This is a genomic window from Thermodesulfovibrio sp. TK500a, from assembly GCF_055381765.1.
The window spans coordinates 1,376,396-1,396,088 of sequence record NZ_AP041606.1 but is presented as its reverse complement, the minus strand read 5'-3'; the positions used below and the strand labels follow the sequence as shown (position 1 = coordinate 1,396,088).

At 36.7% G+C, this 19,693-nt stretch carries 22 protein-coding genes and 1 tRNA gene; 5 read left to right on the top strand and 18 right to left on the bottom strand.

Features of this window, described 5'->3' with window-relative positions:
- The first annotated feature begins 2 nt into the window (after positions 1-2).
- On the top strand, positions 3-533 hold the full coding sequence (locus ACZ430_RS07360) for a CAP domain-containing protein (protein ID WP_464910488.1): 531 nt from the start codon (positions 3-5) through the stop codon (positions 531-533).
- Here ACZ430_RS07360 and ACZ430_RS07355 read toward each other — a convergent pair.
- From ACZ430_RS07355 to ACZ430_RS07335, 5 genes are all read right to left on the bottom strand, one after another.
- Positions 530-1,525, bottom strand: coding sequence for a class I SAM-dependent methyltransferase (locus ACZ430_RS07355; protein ID WP_464910487.1), 996 nt, complete (start codon positions 1,523-1,525; stop codon positions 530-532). The two genes, ACZ430_RS07360 and ACZ430_RS07355, sit on opposite strands and share 4 nt — an antisense overlap.
- A 71-nt stretch (positions 1,526-1,596) precedes the next feature.
- Positions 1,597-2,520 carry a quinolinate synthase NadA gene (gene nadA / locus ACZ430_RS07350; RefSeq protein WP_464910486.1) on the bottom strand — a complete coding sequence of 308 codons (924 nt, stop codon included), beginning with the start codon at positions 2,518-2,520 and terminating at the stop codon, positions 1,597-1,599.
- Positions 2,502-3,194, bottom strand: a complete 693-nt coding sequence (locus ACZ430_RS07345) for a lytic transglycosylase domain-containing protein (RefSeq protein ID WP_464910485.1) — start codon at positions 3,192-3,194, stop codon at positions 2,502-2,504. Before ACZ430_RS07345 ends, nadA begins: the two co-directional genes overlap by 19 nt.
- Before the next feature lie 1,328 nt (positions 3,195-4,522).
- The gene (locus ACZ430_RS07340) at positions 4,523-5,146 is read right to left on the bottom strand and encodes a uracil-DNA glycosylase (RefSeq protein WP_297209384.1); all 624 of its coding nucleotides are present in this window, start codon (positions 5,144-5,146) and stop codon (positions 4,523-4,525) included.
- 72 nt (positions 5,147-5,218) lie between these two features.
- Positions 5,219-5,377 (bottom strand): HD domain-containing protein, encoded by a 159-nt coding sequence (locus ACZ430_RS07335; RefSeq protein ID WP_464910774.1) that lies wholly within the window; start codon positions 5,375-5,377, stop codon positions 5,219-5,221.
- Between the two features lie 182 nt (positions 5,378-5,559).
- Between ACZ430_RS07335 and ACZ430_RS07330 the strand changes: the two genes are divergently transcribed.
- On the top strand, positions 5,560-5,952 hold the full coding sequence (locus tag ACZ430_RS07330; protein WP_297209387.1) for a DUF1284 domain-containing protein: 393 nt from the start codon (positions 5,560-5,562) through the stop codon (positions 5,950-5,952).
- Here ACZ430_RS07330 and ACZ430_RS07325 read toward each other — a convergent pair.
- Together ACZ430_RS07325 and ACZ430_RS07320 are read right to left on the bottom strand one after the other, a co-directional pair.
- Positions 5,920-6,243 (bottom strand): hypothetical protein, encoded by a 324-nt coding sequence (locus ACZ430_RS07325; protein WP_297209390.1) that lies wholly within the window; start codon positions 6,241-6,243, stop codon positions 5,920-5,922. The genes ACZ430_RS07330 and ACZ430_RS07325 overlap by 33 nt on opposite strands.
- 14 nt (positions 6,244-6,257) lie before the next feature.
- A complete protein-coding gene (locus ACZ430_RS07320) occupies positions 6,258-6,920 on the bottom strand; it encodes a hypothetical protein (protein ID WP_297209393.1) in 663 nt (220 codons plus the stop codon).
- A gap of 101 nt (positions 6,921-7,021) precedes the next feature.
- On the opposite strand from ACZ430_RS07320, the gene ACZ430_RS07315 reads away from it, so the two are divergent.
- Complete coding sequence (locus ACZ430_RS07315) at positions 7,022-7,999, top strand: hypothetical protein (RefSeq protein ID WP_297209396.1); 978 nt, start codon at positions 7,022-7,024, stop codon at positions 7,997-7,999.
- On the opposite strand, the gene ACZ430_RS07310 is transcribed toward ACZ430_RS07315, so the two are convergent.
- From ACZ430_RS07310 to leuD, 10 genes are read right to left on the bottom strand one after another with little or no spacing between them, the layout of a single operon-like run.
- Complete coding sequence (locus ACZ430_RS07310; protein ID WP_297209399.1) at positions 7,956-8,840, bottom strand: M28 family peptidase; 885 nt, start codon at positions 8,838-8,840, stop codon at positions 7,956-7,958. The genes ACZ430_RS07315 and ACZ430_RS07310 overlap by 44 nt on opposite strands.
- Complete coding sequence (locus ACZ430_RS07305; RefSeq protein WP_297209402.1) at positions 8,830-9,312, bottom strand: DUF488 domain-containing protein; 483 nt, start codon at positions 9,310-9,312, stop codon at positions 8,830-8,832. Before ACZ430_RS07305 ends, ACZ430_RS07310 begins: the two co-directional genes overlap by 11 nt.
- Positions 9,305-9,811: a nitroreductase family protein gene (locus tag ACZ430_RS07300; RefSeq protein WP_297209405.1), complete on the bottom strand. Its 507-nt coding sequence runs from the start codon at positions 9,809-9,811 to the stop codon at positions 9,305-9,307. The genes ACZ430_RS07305 and ACZ430_RS07300 overlap by 8 nt, the downstream gene beginning before the upstream one ends.
- Before the next feature lie 12 nt (positions 9,812-9,823).
- Entirely contained in the window at positions 9,824-10,237 is a 414-nt protein-coding gene (locus ACZ430_RS07295) for a DNA polymerase ligase N-terminal domain-containing protein (RefSeq protein ID WP_297209407.1), read from the bottom strand.
- Positions 10,238-10,239: 2 nt separating this feature from the next.
- The gene (gene truD, locus ACZ430_RS07290; RefSeq protein ID WP_297209408.1) at positions 10,240-11,430 is read right to left on the bottom strand and encodes a tRNA pseudouridine(13) synthase TruD; all 1,191 of its coding nucleotides are present in this window, start codon (positions 11,428-11,430) and stop codon (positions 10,240-10,242) included.
- Positions 11,431-11,445: 15 nt separating this feature from the next.
- A complete protein-coding gene (gene ahcY / locus ACZ430_RS07285; RefSeq protein ID WP_464910484.1) occupies positions 11,446-12,705 on the bottom strand; it encodes an adenosylhomocysteinase in 1,260 nt (419 codons plus the stop codon).
- Positions 12,699-13,859 (bottom strand): methionine adenosyltransferase, encoded by a 1,161-nt coding sequence (gene metK / locus ACZ430_RS07280; protein ID WP_464910483.1) that lies wholly within the window; start codon positions 13,857-13,859, stop codon positions 12,699-12,701. Before metK ends, ahcY begins: the two co-directional genes overlap by 7 nt.
- A gap of 30 nt (positions 13,860-13,889) precedes the next feature.
- Positions 13,890-14,912: an aspartate-semialdehyde dehydrogenase gene (locus ACZ430_RS07275; RefSeq protein ID WP_464910482.1), complete on the bottom strand. Its 1,023-nt coding sequence runs from the start codon at positions 14,910-14,912 to the stop codon at positions 13,890-13,892.
- Positions 14,913-14,914: 2 nt separating this feature from the next.
- Complete coding sequence (locus ACZ430_RS07270; RefSeq protein ID WP_464910481.1) at positions 14,915-16,033, bottom strand: 3-isopropylmalate dehydrogenase; 1,119 nt, start codon at positions 16,031-16,033, stop codon at positions 14,915-14,917.
- Positions 16,030-16,536 (bottom strand): 3-isopropylmalate dehydratase small subunit, encoded by a 507-nt coding sequence (gene leuD, locus ACZ430_RS07265; RefSeq protein ID WP_464910480.1) that lies wholly within the window; start codon positions 16,534-16,536, stop codon positions 16,030-16,032. The genes ACZ430_RS07270 and leuD overlap by 4 nt, the downstream gene beginning before the upstream one ends.
- A 252-nt stretch (positions 16,537-16,788) precedes the next feature.
- Here leuD and ACZ430_RS07260 point away from each other — a divergent pair, with 252 nt between their 5' ends.
- Complete coding sequence (locus ACZ430_RS07260) at positions 16,789-18,015, top strand: bifunctional 3,4-dihydroxy-2-butanone-4-phosphate synthase/GTP cyclohydrolase II (protein WP_464910479.1); 1,227 nt, start codon at positions 16,789-16,791, stop codon at positions 18,013-18,015.
- Here the strand turns inward: ACZ430_RS07260 and ACZ430_RS07255 are convergent.
- Positions 18,016-18,088, bottom strand: a tRNA-Arg gene (locus ACZ430_RS07255). It lies immediately after the preceding gene.
- A gap of 144 nt (positions 18,089-18,232) precedes the next feature.
- On the opposite strand from ACZ430_RS07255, the gene guaB reads away from it, so the two are divergent.
- On the top strand, positions 18,233-19,693 hold the full coding sequence (gene guaB / locus ACZ430_RS07250; RefSeq protein WP_464910478.1) for an IMP dehydrogenase: 1,461 nt from the start codon (positions 18,233-18,235) through the stop codon (positions 19,691-19,693).

Below are 19,693 nucleotides of genomic sequence, written 5' to 3'. Positions count from 1 at the left end.
AAATGAAAAATCTCATAAAGTTTTTACTACTTGTAGGCATTATAATTATAAGCTATAGCTGCGTTACCTATCAAAAGGTTGAAGATGATAGGAAAACTTCTACAGAGCTAACAGCCTTTGATAGGGAGGAAATGCTATCGGAACATAACAAATGGAGAACTCTCGTAGGCGTTCCTCCTCTTAAGTGGTCTACTTTCCTTGAAGAAATGGCAAAAGACTGGGCATATAAACTAAGCAACATTTATAATTGCAGAATGATACACAGAAGTAGCGACTATGGTGAAAACATCTACTGGTCAAACTTTCCCTCTTCACCTAAAAAAGTGGTTACCTTCTGGGCTAATGAAAGATTTGATTACGACTATTCAACCAATAAATGTAAGATAAATAAACAATGTGGACACTACACACAGCTCGTTTGGAGAGATACGAGAGAGGTTGGTTGTGGCAAGGCAAGATGTAGCAGGGGGGAGGAAATCTGGGTATGCAACTACTATCCCGAGGGAAACATAACCGGTAAAAGACCTTATTAAAATTTGGAAAGAACCAAAACCCTGTGTGTCTCCCCCATTCCTTGGGGGAGCACAAGCCTTTTGAATTTATCTATTAAACCTTCCTGTCTCAGTCTTTCAAGAAGAGCTTCATCGCACATAGAAACAAGAAATTTACTCTGCCACATATAATCCTCTATAGTGAAACCTACTTCCTTTGACCATTTTTTGAGGGCAGAGAAATTAATATGTGCTGTTATATCCTGCTGCCCGATTTGAAGATATGGATTTTCATTAATACTGTGCTTATAGTAGCATAGCAAAGTGCCCTTTGTTCTTTCTGCAGAATAATACTCTTCCGAATCAAAGCCATAATCAAAAATAAGAACATTTCCTTTTTTCAGGGCACCGGAGATTTTCTCAATAAATGCTTTCATTTCTAAATTAACTTCGGAACGATAATTATCCAGTTCAAGAACGTGAGGGGCGAATTCTATTAAATAGTCAACGGTCTCCCTTCTTGCAGGTAAAAGAATTTCAATCAACTCACCCTTTTGATTAACATCCAAGTATACCTCTAAAACCTCTCCTCTCTTGATCTCAAAAATTCTAACAGGTAAAGCATCAAATATCTCATTACATATTACAACACCTTGTAAAGAAACCAATTTTTCAATTGAACTATACCATTTAACAGGAAAGTTATAATTTTTAAGTCGTTGTCTTTGTAATTCTGTAAGTTTTTCATTTATCTCAACTAAGTTGTAAGTAAAATCACAATTAAAAAAAATACCCTCTTTTTCAAACTCATCTAAGATGTCCTCGGCAAGATGCCCCATACCAGGACCTACTTCAGTGACTGAAAATCCCTCTGGAGAACCTAAATTTTGCCAGAATTTATTAATCGCTTTACTTAGAATGATTCCGAATACCTTTCCAAGATGTGATGCCGTAAAAAAATCTCCCTCTCTGCCTATTTTAATCTCCTTTCTCATGTAATATCCAAACTCTGGCTCATAGAGAGCTATTCTCATAAATTCATCAAAAGGAATAGCTCCATTCGTCTTAATTTTCTGGATAATTATTTGTTCAAGAATGGAAGATATCATCTATTGAAGGGTTGATAAAGTTCAAACATTCTATCAAGGGCTTCTTTTGCTTTTATTCTTATCTCTTCAGAGACTTTAATTACGTGTTTCATTTCTTTGAGTGCATTTAAAACACTCTCAAGAGTTGTTACTTTCATATTTGGACATACCATTGTTTTCTTTAAGGGATAGAAATTTTTCTCAGGATTCTCTTTCTTTAGTCTATATATAATTCCTTCTTCTGTGCCTATTATATAGTCCTTAGCGTTGGATTTATTTGCAAATCTTACCATTCCAGAAGTAGATGCTACATGGTCAGCCAAGTCTATTACTTCAGGTCTGCATTCAGGATGAACCACTACAAGAGCATGGGGGTAAGACTCTTTTGCCCTTATTACATCTTCCCTTCTTATCATATGATGGGTTGGGCAGAATCCATCCCAGAAAATTATCTCTTTTTGAGGAACTTTTCGTTTCGCCCAAAGTGCGAGATTTTTATCAGGTACGAAGAGAACCCTTTGGGATGGCACTGCTTTTACAATCTCTGGAGCATTTGCTGAAGTGCAACATACGTAACTCATAGCTTTTACTTCAGCTGTGGTGTTCACATAGGAGACTACGGGAGTATCTGGATACTGTGATGCCCATTTTTTGAGCTTTTCTCCATCAATCATGTCAGCCATAGGACAACCTGCATCAATCTCGGGAAGGAGAACAATTTTTTCTGGATTGAGAATTGACGCTGTTTCGGCCATAAAATGAACTCCGCAAAAGACTATAACCTCACAATTAACTTCCGTTGCTTTTTTGCTCAACTCAAGAGAGTCACCTACAAAGTCAGCTATATCCTGAATTTCACCTCTCTGATAATTATGTGCAAGAATTATAGCTTTTTTCTCTCTTTTTAATCTTAAAATTTCCTCTACCATCTCCGTGACCATATATACATATCCTCCCTGTTTGTGTACAAAACTGTTCCATCGGACATTACAACGGCTTTAATAGGCACAGAGCGAACATAAGGTGTGGAAGGCTGATTTTTACCGTAATATCTTAGCGATATAATATTAACGTAGTTTCTTGTTTCTGGAATATTAGGGATTCTTCCGACCGAAGCTACAAGATTTGGACCTGCATTATAGGCAGCTAAGGCAAGGGATATGTCTCCACCAAAACGGTCAAGGAGATACTTCATATATCTTATTCCCCCATCTATGTTTTCTTGCGGGTCAAAGGGATTTTTAACTCCCATCAAAATAGCTGTTGCAGGCATAAGCTGCATAATTCCCATTGCTCCTTTAGGTGATATGGCATTTACATTCCAGCCTGACTCCATTCTTATCATTTCCTTTATAAGTTTTGCATCAACGCCGTATAATTTACATTTTTCTTCAACAATCCTTTCAAGCTCTAAACGTGAATAGCCTATTCCTGAATTCGATTCAAATTTAGTAAGATTGACCTTTGATTTTTTCCCCGGAATTTTCTTAATAGAATTCTCGCAGAGGTTAGTGTAAACAACCTCTCCATCTATTGTTTTTAAGCAAATCTTCTCTGCTGCCAGTAAATCTGCGAAAAACAGAAAAAATAAGAAAATTAGCAAATGTATAAACATGTAAAATTATAGCAAAAGGAAAAACATATTTCAAAATTAAACTGTTATCAGGTAGTGTAAAATTGAAAAAGAAAGGGTGTGTCCTCCATTAATCAAACAAAATCACACTTTAAAAAATGAGGAATACACCCATACGAAAAGCTTCTGACTAATTTAATATGGAAAGAATTTAAACAAAGCCTCTAAGAATCATGCCGGGAGGAATTAGAAGAGAGGATGAAATTGATAAAGAAGAGATTTATAGAAGCAGCCTTAGAGGAAGAAATAACTTTTTATACGAAAGCACAAAGATACGAAAGAAGTTCTTAGAGAGCCGAAAGAGGAAATGGCGCCACTGGAAGAGATACATCATACTTAAGGAAGGAAAACTTCAGATAAAAACCAGGTTAAGAGAGACAGGATTTCAGAGCAATAAATCAGATACTCAAGCAAATATTCCTCTATGAGGCATTGACCCGTATAGAAAGATCCTTCAGAGAGGTAAGGAGAAGAACGAGGACAATGAGCTATTTTAACAATGTTAAGAACTTTGAAAGAATAGTTGTTGCAGTAATAAGTCATATCAATGATAAGTGGGAGGATACACCCATTGATGAATTTACAAAGAAATATTGACATTACCTATTTTTTTGTGATATTTTTTGTTAAAAAACAAAAGTCAAAAAGGAGGTGTAAAGTTTAGGCAAATGAAAAATTTTTCTTTATTTTTTTTAAATTTATTAATTACGGTAGGATTATTTTTTAATTTCCCCAATATGACACTTGCTGAGACATTTTGTGAAAAGATTGTTGATGGTAAAAAAATTATTACTAACGTTTGCGAAAGAGGTAATACCATAGAAAAACCGATAGAAGTTATAAAAGTCTCCTGTTACGAAAATTGCTTTAAAGTGCATGGAAATTCTAGTTATTGTAAGGAACAATGCAAGGCACCCTCCTCTTCAATTGATGATTATTGTTATAAGAATTGCATAAAAGAGGGCAATGGGAAAGATGTATGTATAAATAAATGTTCAAACCCTTGGCAGAGATGGTAAAGAGTAAAGGCAAGTTACAAAAAAAATTATGTAAGGTATAAGCATATCACAATATTTATGTGTTATATCGACTCTTGACTAATAAAGATTAAGTCAATATTCTAACGTCTATCACTAGATAATGTTTTAATTTTTTATATTTTTTAACGTCTAAAAATGTTTAATCTTATTACTTTGTAAAATATCTTAATAGCATTAGGATATTTGAAGCATCTTTTATTGAATTTTTCTTAGTCATAAATATTTAGTTCTTCAACAATTTCCATATCGCCACGATTAGGTGAAAAATTTTCAGCTATCATATAATTTCAAAATTCCGTTGATAAATTTTTCTTTGCCACCATATGATGGATGTCTGATGTAGATTATATTTTTATAAGGAAATAATTCATTCAATACTCTTTCACCAACGCATCCCAGAGAACAAAGTTTTTCTGGTTTAAATAGGTCATAAATAATTTTTAAATATTCCTTACCTTCTTCTATTTCTGATCGATTGGGCTTCCTATTGCTTTCAGGCATTTCTTTTTTATGTGGATGAAACGGAAAAGCATTCCATAAAATAGGAACAGGTTTGTTATAACTCGCCAGAAAATTCCAGAAGATTGTTGCCGTATTTTCAGACACTATTTGGTGAAGTTTAATTTCGTTTCCTATCTCTTTAAATATTTTAATTTTACGCTGAAAATTTATTATGACTTTTCCGCTAGTAAGTGGTATCCCTGTTAATCTACATCCTCTGTATCCAGGTGCTTCACCAATTAGTAAAATTTTAGAGTTATTCTTAATAAGATACTCGAGATATAATCTTAAATTATTGAGAATATTTTTATCTTGATATTGATTGAAAACCGTATTAGAGGATTTTCTTCTTGATAAACTATCTAATAAACCCTGTAACAATATAGATTGCATCTATGCCTCACGGAATGACCTATATCTGACCGTATCAGTATCGCTATATGAGTCTGAAAGAAGTCCACATACCTAATTTTCAGAAGGAGCTATTCTTATATTATGTAAAGCTACAGATAATAGTAATCTTGCCAACTCCAAAAGAGCAAGATTTTCTATAGTTGACGCAGGAATAAGTTTATCCATTAATTCAATCACTCTTAAAATGTGTTTTTCATCATGTAGTAGTATTATAAAATTTTTTATAAAAGCAAGCCAAAAAACGCCGAATGGTTTATTTATGATCTAATTTATCTTTTTAAAAACTATATCTTTATGTAAAATACATCAAAATTTTGGCAGAGTTGGATGAAAGGCTCACATCGGAGAGTATTGCAAGGTATGCTTTAAAGTTTGAATAATAGGTTTTTGCTATGATTTACTTACGTGGGCATCATCTGATATGTTTGCATTTCTTTACGGGAGAGGGATATAACAAAGCATTTGTTGAAAACCTTTATACTGTCATTGATAGAGCAAAAGATGAAATTATCTTTGTTGCTGAAGGAGCAGATGAAATATGTAAAAAATGTCCCCATCTTATAAACAATATCTGCAAGGATGAAAAAGAAATAGCAGAAATGGATAAAACTGCCTTGGAATTGCTAAAACTTAAAACAACCTATAATGTTTCATGGGAGGAAATAAAGAAAAAACTATCTGAAATCTTTAATCATTGGTATGAGCTTTATTGCATTCCTTGCATTTATCTTGATGTTTGCTCAAAAACTTCGCTATTTAAGTCTCTTAGGAATAGTTCTATCTGATAAACTTCTTTTTGAATCAATCCTTTCTTTATAGAACTTTATTGAATCTTCCACACCCTTCAACCCTTCAGCGTATATGTATCTTAAATATCCTTCAGTTCTATATGAGGTAATAGTTCTCAGTCTTTCTTTGAGAGTTAAAAAGTAGCAGTAATAAAAAAGGTCTTCGTCAGGAGCGTAACCATCCTTGTAAACAGCTTCATTTACTTTGTTAAGAAAGTAATACTGCTCTGAGGGAGATAACTCCTTCAAAAACTTTCTTGCAGTCTCTCTATCAAAAAATTCTGCCATTGTTATTGATTATATTAAAACATACCTCTTATCAATTTAGTTATTCTCAAAAGCTCTCTTACTTCTTGTTCCCAAGATTCAGTTCTGTATGGTGAAATTCTCTCTATTAAAATATTTGAACCCGTTGAACGAATCACAACATTGCCACACTGCTGCAAAACATTATAAAAATCACTATGAAAGGTTGGTGTAAAGCTATTTTTGTGAATATAAAGTTCCGAATACTTTATTGATTGGTCAGAAAAATGATGTTCAACTTTATTGAATCCTGAGGATGAGAGGGATAATTCATTACCCTTGCGAAGGATATTAACAATCTTGCCTTTTATTGAGGGTATATGAAAGAGAATCCATCTTCCAGTTTTTACTCTTTGAGGTATTACTGCTATTAGTGCATTGTTATCACCCTCTGTATTTGAAACCCAGCAAATAATTAAATCATCCTGTGGTCTCTGGAATGCCTGTTCTATGAAAACTGGATAAGGAACAGTCGCTTTAAAGGCTTCTTTGAGGGGTTGAATTTTAGTGTCTGACAAATCCAAATTTATAAAGCCTTCATGGGACAAAGCCTTGTTAATAGGGATGGCGACTTTTTGATTGGGCTTCCTCTTGCCAAAAAATAACACAAGAATAAAAACTACAAAAGCTAACAATATTCCTAATAAACCCTCAATCATTGTTCAATCTAATCTAACACATGTTTACCATAAAACTTAAACCTTTATTCATATCCAGAAAAAAGTTTGTAAAAATTTGCCTCAAAGTCCTATATTTATTAATGCCTGATGAAGTCAATGTTGTTTTTTCATCACATAGAGTTGAGTTTTTGTCATCAATTTATGATTGGATGAAGCAATCTGACTTTATAATTCTTGAAGAAGCTCCAAATGAAATGTTCAGGAAAATGCTCAAAGAGGAAATCTCTATTGAGGAATATCTTGAAGAAGAGATTTTTGAATTTCCTGAGTTTTCCTACCGATTCTATGAAATTCTCAAGAAACTTTACAGAAATGGAAAGGAGATAGTACAAATTGAACCCTATATGCAGAAACTTTTAAAAATTTATGATTTGTTTTCTGACGGGAAAATGCCTCAGGATATAGAAAAAATTGCAGAATTGAAAGATGTCTATGAAGTGGAGAAGAAAGCAACAAGAGAATTGATAGATTTCTATGAGGCATCAATAAGTAACCCCTTTAATGAAATAGTTGAGACAGTAAAAAAATTTGCTATGGCTGATGCTGAAAGATTTCGTATCCGCGATAGTCTTCGCGCTAATGCAATTTTAGACTCATTGCCTCAGAAGGGTAAAGTTTTTATTGAAGCCGGTGCTATTCATCAGTATTTAAGCAAATTGCTTTCTGAGAAATTAGTAAATCATTGTAAGATAAATAAGGTTTTTTCATTAGAAAATACAGTAAAAGAACTCACTGGCAAAAGATGGCTCTTTCCACCGGGAGACATTCTTACCCTTCGGTACATTTTCAACAAAAGGGAGAATGAAGAGTGGGAAAATCTTCTCTCTGCAAGGTCACTTATCTACATAATGCTAATTGAAAAAGAAGAGATGCTTCCCAAAGAGACAAATAAAACTCCCCATCTTATTGATGAGATTAAAGTTGTAAGAATGGTCAATAAACTTTCTTTCAAGGATTGTGAAAGGCTTTATAGGGAAATAAGATTTAAAAATAAAGAAAAAGCAAAAAGGATTGTTAATAACTTTGTTTTATCAAAACAGCAACCAATAGTGCTTTAGTAACATCCTCCATAAAGAAATAATTAAGCTTTTCAGGTGTGTCTTGAGAGGTATGATAATAGGGATTTCTGAACATGGCTGTATCAGTAAGCATTACTGCCTGAAAACCTGCATCCCAGAAAGGTGCATGGTCACTAAATCTCGTTTCAAGGGATAGCCAGCCATTGAGTGGAACTTTATGTGTAATAAGGTTAAGTGAAGGAACAAAGGTTTCTGCCTGTTCAAAAAGCTCCAAAAGAGCATTTGATTTCCCATTTCCCACAACGCCAAGAAAATTTCCCACATCTGGTCCTTTTGTAAAAGCAGGAAGTTTTTGTGAGTCCTTCATCTCTGAAAAATAACCCACTGATTCAAGTATCAATGCTTTATATCTGTGCCCAAGCTTTTTTAATTTTTTTACAAATTGACTACTTCCGATTATGAATTTAAGGTCAAAAGACTGGGGTTCTTCAAGGGTAAAGGCAACAAATTTTATCTTTTCAGCAATTGGAGTCTCTCTAATAACTCTTGCTACTTCAAGCATTACAGCCACACCGCTTGCATTGTCATCAGCACCGGGAGAACCTATAGCAGAGTCATAGTGTGCACCAATCAATAACCAGTCTTTGTTTGAGTTAATACCCTTTAGAGTAGCTATGATATTTTTGTATTCCTTGCCATTATAGGAAAATCCATCAATTTCAACAATATAGCCGTATTCTCTAAATCTATCTTCAACAAAGTTTGCTACTGACAAGAGGGCTTCGTAGTTATACCAACCATGTCTTGGAATAGATATTGATTGAACAATATTCTTAAGGTTATTCTGCTCTACTTTTTCTAAGAACCTTTCAATATCCATTTAATCTTTCAAATTCTATGGATTTTTGCTCTAAAACTGCTTTTTTATGCTCATAGATTCTTTCTTTTTCAACTATATGCAAGACTTTCCACCCTCTTTTAGTAAGCACCTCAGAAATAAATCTTCTATGACAGCGAAAGAAGAGCTTTTCTGCACATAAAAATACTGATAAACTACGTCCTGCAATTTCTTCAAGTTTTTCAATTCCTTTTGCAAATTCTTCTGTTTTAGTATAATTCTCATAGCCGCCTTTTCTGAAGCCACCAAGTTCCTTTCCCAAAGAGACATATCTGATTCCTTCTTTTTCTAAAGTTTCTATGAGTCTTTCCGAATTGAAATGAGGAAATTTTTTTGATTGCGGGAAGCTTCTTACATCTATAGCTGTCTTTATTCGGTACTTTTCTAAAATTTCTATGAACTCATCAATTGAACGGTTACTTGTGCCAATTGTATAAATCAGTTTTTCAGACAATTTTTATTATTGCTTCATCAAGGCTCTTTATTTTCTTCGATGATGGTGTCTCATCGGGATAACCAATTCCTATACAGGCAATAATTCTTAAATTTTTTGGAACATCAAGTACCTGTCTTACATGATTTTCTCTTTCCATAGAGTCAGGATGATAAATTGCACCCCAGCATGCTCCTAAACCAATAGAATGAGCTTCAAGTAAAAGTGCCATAATTGCACATCCCATGTCTTCAAGCCAATGATTGCTTTTCTTTTCATCGGCTAAAGCCACTATGACATATGGTGCACCTTCAAGAAACTTTGTATATGGTTGAGCTTTGCTCAGTTGGGCAATTTTATCCTTTTCCTTAACAATTATAAAATACCAAGGTTGAGAGTTTCTTGCAGACGGTGCATACAGAGCAGCCTCTATGCACTTTTTAATTAAGTCTTCAGGCGGAATTTCATCTTTGTATTTTCTTATGCTTCTTCGGTTTTTTATGATATCAAAAATATCCATAGATTGATTATATCATGCCCGTGTTTTTAAAACGAAGTTGTAGTCTGCATATTCATCTTTTTTCTTTATAAGTAACCATTGGTCTGGCTTTGCCTTGGTCTTTATGAGCACAAATTTGCCCTTAAGCTTTTGCCCCTTAAGTCTAAACTCCCACTGCCCTTCCTCAATTGAGCCTTTCACTGTTTCATATTCTCCACTGTCCCAGATGTAGACCTCGCCAGCACCATACTCACCCTCAGGAATAACACCCTCAAAGCTTCCATACTCAAGGTCATGGTCTTCTACCATTATTGCAAGCCTCTTGTCATTAGGATTCATGGAAGGTCCTTTCGGAACTGCCCAAGATTTAAGAACTCCGTCTCTTTCAAGCCTAAAATCAAAGTGAAGCTGCCTTGCATGATGTTCGTGAACAACAAAATAAGGCATGGCTATCCTCCTTTCTTGAGCTTCTTTGCGAATAGCCTTTTAATGAGCATAGTGGCATAACTGCCTCTCGGAAGGATAAACTTAAGGATGAGTTTTCTCTTACCCTCATATATTTCGTCTTCTCTAATTTCATATTCAAATTGCTGGGGCTTTATCAAAACCTCCCTTTCAACGGACTTAAAAAAAGCATGCCTGATTTTTCTGAGATTAAACATAGATGGTTTTACATCTCTCTCTTTAAGCAAAGCATTATAGATACTCTCTGTTAATTTGTCAGGCATTGTAACTTTTGATGAAGCCGTTGGAATTTTTAAATTCTCTAAATATTCTCTTTTTTTAGTTTCCATCTCGCTAAAGAAAAGATAATCTCCCGCAATACCTCTGTGAGAGAGAATAGCTTCTTCCTCTGTCATTGATAGAATAAGTCTCCTTACTGTTTCATTCCACAGAAAGCTCTGATAGCAGGAGAAAAACATGGATATATCTTCCTTCGGAATTTTTCTAATTAATGAGAGAAAGTCTCGCGGGTTATCCTTTAAATGGGCAAAGCTGAATTTCTCAAACTCTGTTTTAGCTAAATTTAAGCATTGCTCCCAATTACCCCAGTTTTCAAAGAGTTTCTTTTTTCTCTCCTTGGCCTCCTTTTTGTCTTCAGGATGGATATGGGTTAGATAAATTTTTACTGCTCCATTGTAATGCTCTTTAATGATTTTCTCACCAATAAAGCCCTGTTTAGAGTCAAAACTACCAAATCTTTGGTCATCAAAATAGTTAATCAGTCCATCTCTTTCAATTTTTTTAAGAGGTTCTTGTAGATATTGTTCACCTTCCGTAGATATGGAGCGTATAGTGATGGTGAAATGATTGCCTTCAATATGTCTTGGTTGCATGGGCTCTTTGGAAAAACCTATAAGTTTGAGAGAGTAATTTTTCTCTTTTATGTGAAAGCCTTTAGGAGGCTTCTCTATTGTTATAAGCTGCTCTGTAAGGGCATGTCTATCCTTTTTACCGCCATAGGATATTCGTGAAGGAGGGATGAAGAATTGTCTCGAAATTTTCTTTAATAAATCAACCGTATTCCATCCCTGCTTTTTTAATTTAAAAACTCCAAAGGAACCTCTATCTGTTAGGGGAAGAGAGGATATCTCCCTTACCTGAAAGTCTTCGGGCTTTACTTTTATTTTATATTCCATTTAACAAAGGGCTTCTTATGTGCCCTCCTGCCAGCTGTGAAGATATTTGAACTGCTCTTTTGTGAGTTTGTCAATCTTAATTCCCATCGTTTCAAGCTTAAGCCTTGCAATTTCTCTGTCTATCTCTTCTGGAACGGAATAAACTTTTTTCTCGAGTTTTTTCCCATTCTTATATATATACTCAGCAGACAGTGCCTGATTAGCAAAACTCATGTCCATAACAGCTGCAGGATGTCCTTCTGCCGCAGAGAGATTGACAAGCCTTCCCTCTGCAAGAAGATATATTTTTCTTCCATCTTTAAGTGTATATTCTTCGACAAAGTCTCTAACAACTCTCTTCCCTTTAGAAATCCTCTCAAGTCCTTCAATGTCTATCTCCACATTAAAATGTCCTGTATTGGCAACAATAGCTCCATCTTTCATTTTTGTGAAAACCTTTTCTGATATGACATTAATATTTCCAGTTACAGTAACAAAGATGTCTCCTATTTTTGCTGCATCCATTATGGACATAACATCATAGCCATCCATAACTGCCTCAAGTGCTTTAAGAGGGTCTATCTCTGTTACAACTACTCTCGCACCCATTCCTCTTGCGCGCATAGCCACTCCTCTTCCACACCATCCATAACCACATACTACAAAAATTGAACCCGCAAGAAGTCTGTTTGTAGCTCTAAGAATTCCGTCAATTGTGCTCTGGCCTGTGCCATAGCGATTATCAAAAAGATGTTTTGTATAGGCATCATTAACAGCAACAACAGGATACTTTAGAGCACCATCCTCAGCCATAGCCCTTAGCCTTATTACACCTGTGGTGGTTTCCTCTGTGCCACCAAGTACATTTTTTAGAAGCGACTTTTTTTCCTTGTGTAGAGTTGAAACCAAATCAGCTCCGTCATCCATTGTAATGTGCGGTTTAATATCAAGAGTCTCGTAGATGTGTTTATAATACTTATCTCTGTCTTCGCCTTTTATGGCAAAAACTGGAATTTCATAGAATTTTACAAGAGCAGCTGCTACATCATCTTGAGTGCTCAAAGGATTTGAGGCACACAGGGCAAGTTCAGCACCGCCTTCTTTAAGGGTTATCATAAGGTTAGCCGTTTCAGTAGTTACATGAAGACAGGCAGAAAGTCTAACTCCCTTAAGAGGTTTTTCTTTCTTAAACCTCTCCCGTATCATTCTAAGCACAGGCATGTCCCGTTCTGCCCATTCAATGCGAAGCCTTCCCTTTTCAGCTAATTTAATATCCTTTATGTCATGTTTTAGCAAAGCTCTGCCTCCTTTCTTAATATTTCTGCCATGTCTGTCTTTTCCCAGGTAAAATCGGGGTCTGGTCTTCCAAAATGGCCATAGGCAGCGGTTTTCTTAAAAATAGGTCTTCTAAGCTGAAGTTTCTCTATAATACCCTTTGGTGTAAGGTCAAAACTCTTCTTTACAATCTCCTCCATTTTTCTGTCATCAATTTTCCCTGTGCCATAACTGTTGATATAAACGGAAACAGGTTCTGGTACGCCAATTACATAGGCAATCTGAATTTCTACACGTTCACAAAGACCTGCTGCGACAAGATTTTTTGCAATGTATCTTGCCATGTATGAGCCTGAACGGTCTACCTTTGTGGCATCTTTACCGGAAAAGCATCCACCGCCATGTCTTGCCACTCCGCCATAGGTGTCAACTATTATCTTTCTGCCTGTAACACCCGTATCGCCCATAGGTCCACCGGTTACAAATCTTCCCGTTGGATTTATGAAATACTGGACAGTTTCCTCATCAAGAAGTTCCTTTGGAATAACAGGTTTTATAACTTTTTCGACTATATCCTCTCTCATCTCTCTCATTGTTATGTCTGGCGCATGCTGAGCTGATACAACCACGCTTCTTACCTGATAGGGTTTGCCATCTCTGTATTCTATGGTAACCTGAGTTTTCCCATCTGGTCTTAAATAGTTAAGAATGTCTTTTTTTCTAACTTCTGCAAGTTTCATGGCAAGCTTATGTGCAAGCATTATAGGAAGAGGCATCAACTCCTCTGTCTCATTGCAAGCAAAACCAAACATGAGACCCTGGTCTCCTGCACCACCGGGGTCAACTCCCATTGCAATATCCTGAGACTGCTCATGAATCGAGGTTATTACCGCGCAGGTCTCATAGTCAAAACCATATTTTGCTCTTGTATAACCTATTTCCTTTACTGTTTCCCTGATAACAGAGGGAATATCCACATAACAGCTTGTTGTTATCTCACCTGCAACCATTACAAGACCGGTGGTCACCAATGTCTCACAGGCTACACGGGAATAGGGGTCTTTCTCAAGCATAGCATCTAATATTGCATCGGAAATCTGGTCAGCAACTTTATCTGGATGTCCCTCTGTGACAGATTCAGAGGTAAAGATATAATCCTTTCTTTCACCTAACATTTTTGCCTCCTGTTAAAACTTTAAGACAGCCTATGCTGCCATTTTAATAAGCTCTTCTGCTATCTGAACAGCGTTCAAAGCAGCCCCTTTTCTGAGATTGTCAGAGACAACCCACATGTTAATTCCATTTGGAATAGATTCGTCTTCGCGAATTCTCCCAACAAAAACTTCGTCTTTACCAGACGCATAAATTGGAAGAGGATACTCATTCTTTTCTGGATTATCTATTACAATAACACCAGGGGCTTTACTGAGAAGTTCTCTTACCTGCTGAGCTGAGAGTTTTTGTTCTGTTTCAATATTTACACTCTCTGAGTGTCCCCTAAATACGGGAACTCTAACTGTGGTAGCAGTAACCTTTATTGAAGGGTCTCCCATTATCTTCTGAGTTTCCAAGACCATCTTCATCTCTTCTTTTGTATAAGCATTATCCAGGAATTTGTCTATGTGAGGAAGAACATTGAAAGCAATCTGATGAGGATAGACTTTTATCTCAATGTCTTTGAAATTAAGCAAAGCTACGGTCTGCTGCAAAAGTTCATCCATTGCCTTTTTACCCGTACCTGATACGGATTGAAAAGTTGTCACAACAACGCGTTTTATCTTTGCCACATCGTGAATTGGTTTCAATGCAACCACCATCTGAATGGTCGAACAGTTTGGATTGGCAATTATCCCTTTATGCCATTTAAGGTCATGAGGGTTAACCTCAGGAACTACAAGAGGAACTTCTGGATCCATTCTCCACTGACTGGAGTTATCAATTACTACACAGCCAGACTTAGCAGCCACAGGAGCCCATATGCGTGACCTCTCTGCGCCAGCTGAAAAAAGTGCTATGTCAATGCCCTTAAAGGATTCTTCCTTTAGAGTTTCAACAGGAATCTCCTCACCCTTAAAATTAAGCCTTACTCCTTCGCTTCTTTCTGAAGCAAAGAGTCTGAGCGTCTCTACAGGAAAATCTCTTTCCTCAAGCACAGCAATCATCTCATTTCCAACAGCACCTGTTGCTCCCACAACAGCAACAACGTATTTTTCTTTCCTTTTAAGCATCTTCATACCTCCACAGCAAGTTCTGTTACATATTTTGCTACCAAATCACCTACTTCTTGGGTTGTATACCCCATCTTTCCTGCAGCAAGACTCTTGAGATGCCTACCTGTTACTTCTATTACTGCTCTTTCTATGAGTTGTCCTGCCTTTTCCTCTCCAAGAGTTTCAAGCATCATACCACCTGCGCAAATGGCTGCAAGGGGGTTTATTACATTTTTACCAGTGTATTTTGGAGCAGAACCGCCAATTGGCTCAAACATAGAGACACCGTCGGGATTAATATTTCCACCAGCAGCTATTCCCATTCCTCCCTGAATCATTGCACCGAGGTCAGTAATTATATCTCCAAACATGTTATCTGTTACTATCACGTCAAACCACTCGGGATTTTTCACAAACCACATGGTAATCGCATCGACATGGGCATAGTCGGTTGTAATATCTGGATATTCTTTGGCAACTTCATAAAAAGTTCTTTCCCAGAGGTCAAAGGCAAAGGTAAGCACATTAGTTTTTCCACAAAGAGTAAGCTTCTTCTTTTTGTTGCGTTTTTTACAGTATTCAAAGGCGTATCTGATACAACGTTCAACGCCTTTACGGGTGTTAATAGACACCTGAATAGCCACCTCATCGGGTGTGCCTTTTTTTAAAAAACCTCCAGAACCAGTATATAAACCCTCTGTATTTTCCCTTACTACTACAAAATCTATGTCTTCAGGCTTTTTGTCTTTAAGGGGACAGTCAACGCCTGGATAAAGTTTTACAGGTCGTAAATTGACATATTGGTCAAGCTCAAAGCGAAGTCTTAAAAGAATACCTTTTTCAAGAATACCAGGCTTTACATCAGGATGTCCAATTGCACCGAGATAAATAGCATCAAACTTCTTCAATTCTTCAACAGCACTGTCTGGCAAAGTCTCTCCTGTGCGAAGATATCTATCTCCACCAAAGTCATAATAAATATACTCAAGCTTAAAACCCATACGGCCACTAACTGCATCTAAAACCTTAACTCCCTCTCTTATAACCTCAGGGCCTGTACCATCACCGGGTATTACGGCAATTTTGTAAGTTTTGCTTTGTGAATTAGTTTTTTTTGTTTTACAAACTCTTTTACTCATTTTATTCCCTCCGTGCTTAATCTCCTTTTTGTCCACTCTACAAGCCCACCTGCTTTAATTAACTCCTGCATGAATGTAGGAATTGGCTTAGTTTTGTATCTTTTACCTTTCGAGAGGTTTACTATCTCTCCACTGTCCATATCTATCTCTATTTCATCTCCCTCTGCAGTTTCATCAATAAGTTCAGGCACCTCAAATATGGGAAGACCAATGTTAAAAGCATTTCTGAAAAAAATTCTTGCAAAACTCTTTGCAATTACTGCCTGAACTCCCGATGCTTTTATGGCAATTGGCGCATGTTCACGGGACGAACCACAACCAAAGTTTCTACCCGCAATAATTATATCACCTGCCTTTACCTTTGATGGAAAGGTGCTGTCCGCATCTTCCATAACATGCTTTGCAAGTTCTTTTGGATCTGAGGTATTAAGATATCGGGCAGGAATAATGGCGTCTGTATCAATGTTGTCACCAAACTTCCATACTTTTCCCTTGATTTTCATAGACTTCTCCTCAACTGTTAGATTAATCTCTAATTTTAATTAATATATGAAATGTTAATCAACTTTTTTATGTAGAAAGCCTTATAGTCTCTTTTATCTGTTCTTAAAGAGGATTCAATAACTTTTAAAACAACTAATGATAAAATACTCAAGACTCTAAAAGTCAACCATAAAATTTCATATATTTCTTTGGAAAAAAGTGAAATATTTTGATATATTAAAATTTAATCATTAAAAATCTTAGGAGGTCGAATGTTGAGCTCAAAAAAAGAGGTTTTTAAGTTTAATACAATAGAGGAAGTCCTTGAAGATGTAGTTCAAGGAAAAATGATAATTATTGTTGACGACGAAGACAGGGAAAACGAAGGAGACCTCTTCATAGCAGCAGAAAAGGTAAATGCTGAGGCAATAAATTTCATGGCAAAATACGCAAGAGGATTAATTTGCCTATCTCTTACTCCTGAAAGAGTTGAAGAACTTAAGCTTCCCATGATGGTAGACATTAATGAAACTCCTCACCAAACTGCCTTTACTGTATCTATTGAGGCAAGAAGAGGCGTAACGACTGGCATTTCAGCACAAGACAGAGCTGTTACAATCCTTACTGCCATCGACCCTAAAACCAAACCGGATGATTTGATTAAGCCAGGTCATGTTTTTCCTCTCAAGGCTCAAAAAGGAGGGGTGCTGAAAAGAGCAGGCCATACGGAAGCAGCAGTTGATTTAGCAAGAATTGCTGGACTTTATCCTGCTGGCGTAATATGCGAGATAATGAATGACGATGGAACCATGGCAAGAGTGCCAGAACTAATGGAATTTGCGAAGAAACATGGACTTAAAATTACTACAATAAAAGACTTGATTAGATACAGAATGAGAAATGAAACTCTTGTCAGAAGAGTTGCAACTGTCAATCTTCCAACAGATTATGGTGACTTTAAAGCAATAGCTTACACTACAATGATTGATGACAAAGTTCATCTTGCCCTTATAAAAGGTGAAATAAAACCAAATGACGAAATTCTTGTAAGAGTTCACTCAGAATGCCTAACAGGAGACGTCTTTCTTTCAAAAAGATGTGACTGTGGCTCACAACTTCATAGAGCGCTTGAAATGATTGACCAAGCAGGCAAAGGTGTACTTCTTTATATGAGACAGGAGGGAAGAGGTATAGGTCTACTAAATAAACTAAAAGCCTATGAACTTCAGGAGAAAGGGTATGATACAGTTGAGGCTAACATTAAACTTGGTTTTAAACCAGATTTAAGAGACTATGGAGTTGGAGCACAGATATTGGTTGATTTGGGAGTCAGAAAAATGAAGCTCCTCACCAATAATCCTCGCAAAATAGTCGGTCTTGAAGGTTACGGTCTTAAAGTAGTTGAAAGAATTCCCATTGAAGTTAAACCAAATGATAAAAATCAATGCTATCTAAAAACGAAAAAGGAGAAATTAGGTCATCTTTTGACAAAAGTTTAACGCGCCTGAGAGGATTTGAACCTCCGACCTTGGGGTCCGGAGCCCCACGCTCTGTCCCCTGAGCTACAGGCGCTTATGAAATAGATTATAGCAGAAGCTTATGAATATTTCACCTTAGAATAGTTAAAAGGACGAGATTACAGGATGCTCCATACATCGAAAGACAGATAGAGTTGGAACAAAAGAGCCTTTGAAATAAATTTTAAGGAGTTAGCAAATGAAAGAGTTTGAAATTCCATTGGGATTAACTTTTGATGATGTTCTGCTGATACCTGCAAAATCTGACATAGTGCCTGCAGAAGTTGATGTAACCACATATTTTACTCCTAACATTAAATTAAACATCCCAATTGTATCTGCAGCTATGGATACAGTAACAGACGCAAATCTTGCAATTGCAATAGCAAGGGAAGGAGGGATTGGAGTAATTCACAGAAACATGCCTCCAGAAAGACAGGCTTTGGAGATTGATAAAGTAAAAAAATCAGAAAGTGGAATGATTGTTGACCCAATAACAATATCTCCAGAAGCTCCTCTTTCAGAAGCACTGGCTTTAATGGAAAGATACAGAATTTCTGGTGTTCCGGTAACTGTAAATGGAAAGCTCGTGGGCATTATCACAAACAGAGACCTAAAGTTTGAAAGAGATTTTACGAGAAAAGTCGAAGAGGTAATGACCAGGGAAAAACTTATTACCGCTCCTGTGGGAATAACTCTCGAAGAAGCTCAGGAGATTTTACATACTTACAAAATTGAGAAATTGCCAATAGTGGATAACGACTTTAATCTCAGAGGACTAATTACGATAAAAGACATTGAAAAGAGAAAAAAATATCCCAATGCCTGCAAAGACCATCTTGGAAGACTCAGAGTTGCAGCTGCTGTAGGAGTTGGTGAGCCTGCAATTTACAGGGCAGAGCTTTTAGTTAAAGCAGGTGTAGATGCTATTGTAATTGACACTGCCCACGGACACAGCAAAGGAGTCATTGAGACCTTAAAAGAGCTTAAGAGAAGATTTGATATAGATATTGTTGCTGGTAACATTGCCACTCCTGAAGCTGCTGAAGAGTTAATTCAGGCAGGTGCTGATGCAGTTAAAGTAGGAATAGGTCCTGGTTCAATATGCACAACCCGAATTGTTGCAGGAGCAGGTGTTCCTCAACTTACGGCAATCATGAACTGCTATTCCGTTACTTCAAAGTATAATATTCCCCTTATTGCTGATGGAGGCATAAAGTACTCTGGAGATATTACAAAAGCCTTAGCAGCTGGTGCACACTGTGTTATGATTGGAAGCCTCTTTGCAGGGACTGATGAAGCACCCGGCGAGATTATACTTTATCAGGGTCGTAGTTACAAAACTTACAGAGGAATGGGCTCCATTGGAGCAATGCAGTCTGGCGCAAGGGACAGATATCGTCAGGAGATGCTTTCACCTGACAAACTTGTGCCAGAGGGAGTTGAGGGAAGAGTACCCTACAGAGGACCACTTGCTAAAAGTGTCCATCAACTTGTAGGTGGACTTAAATCGGGCATGGGATACTGTGGCTGTAGAACCCTTGAGGAACTAAGAGCAAAGGCTAAATTTATAAAAATCACTAATGCAGGATTAAGAGAAAGCCATGTCCATGATGTAACAATAACAAGAGAGTCACCTAATTACTGGGTTGAGGATTAA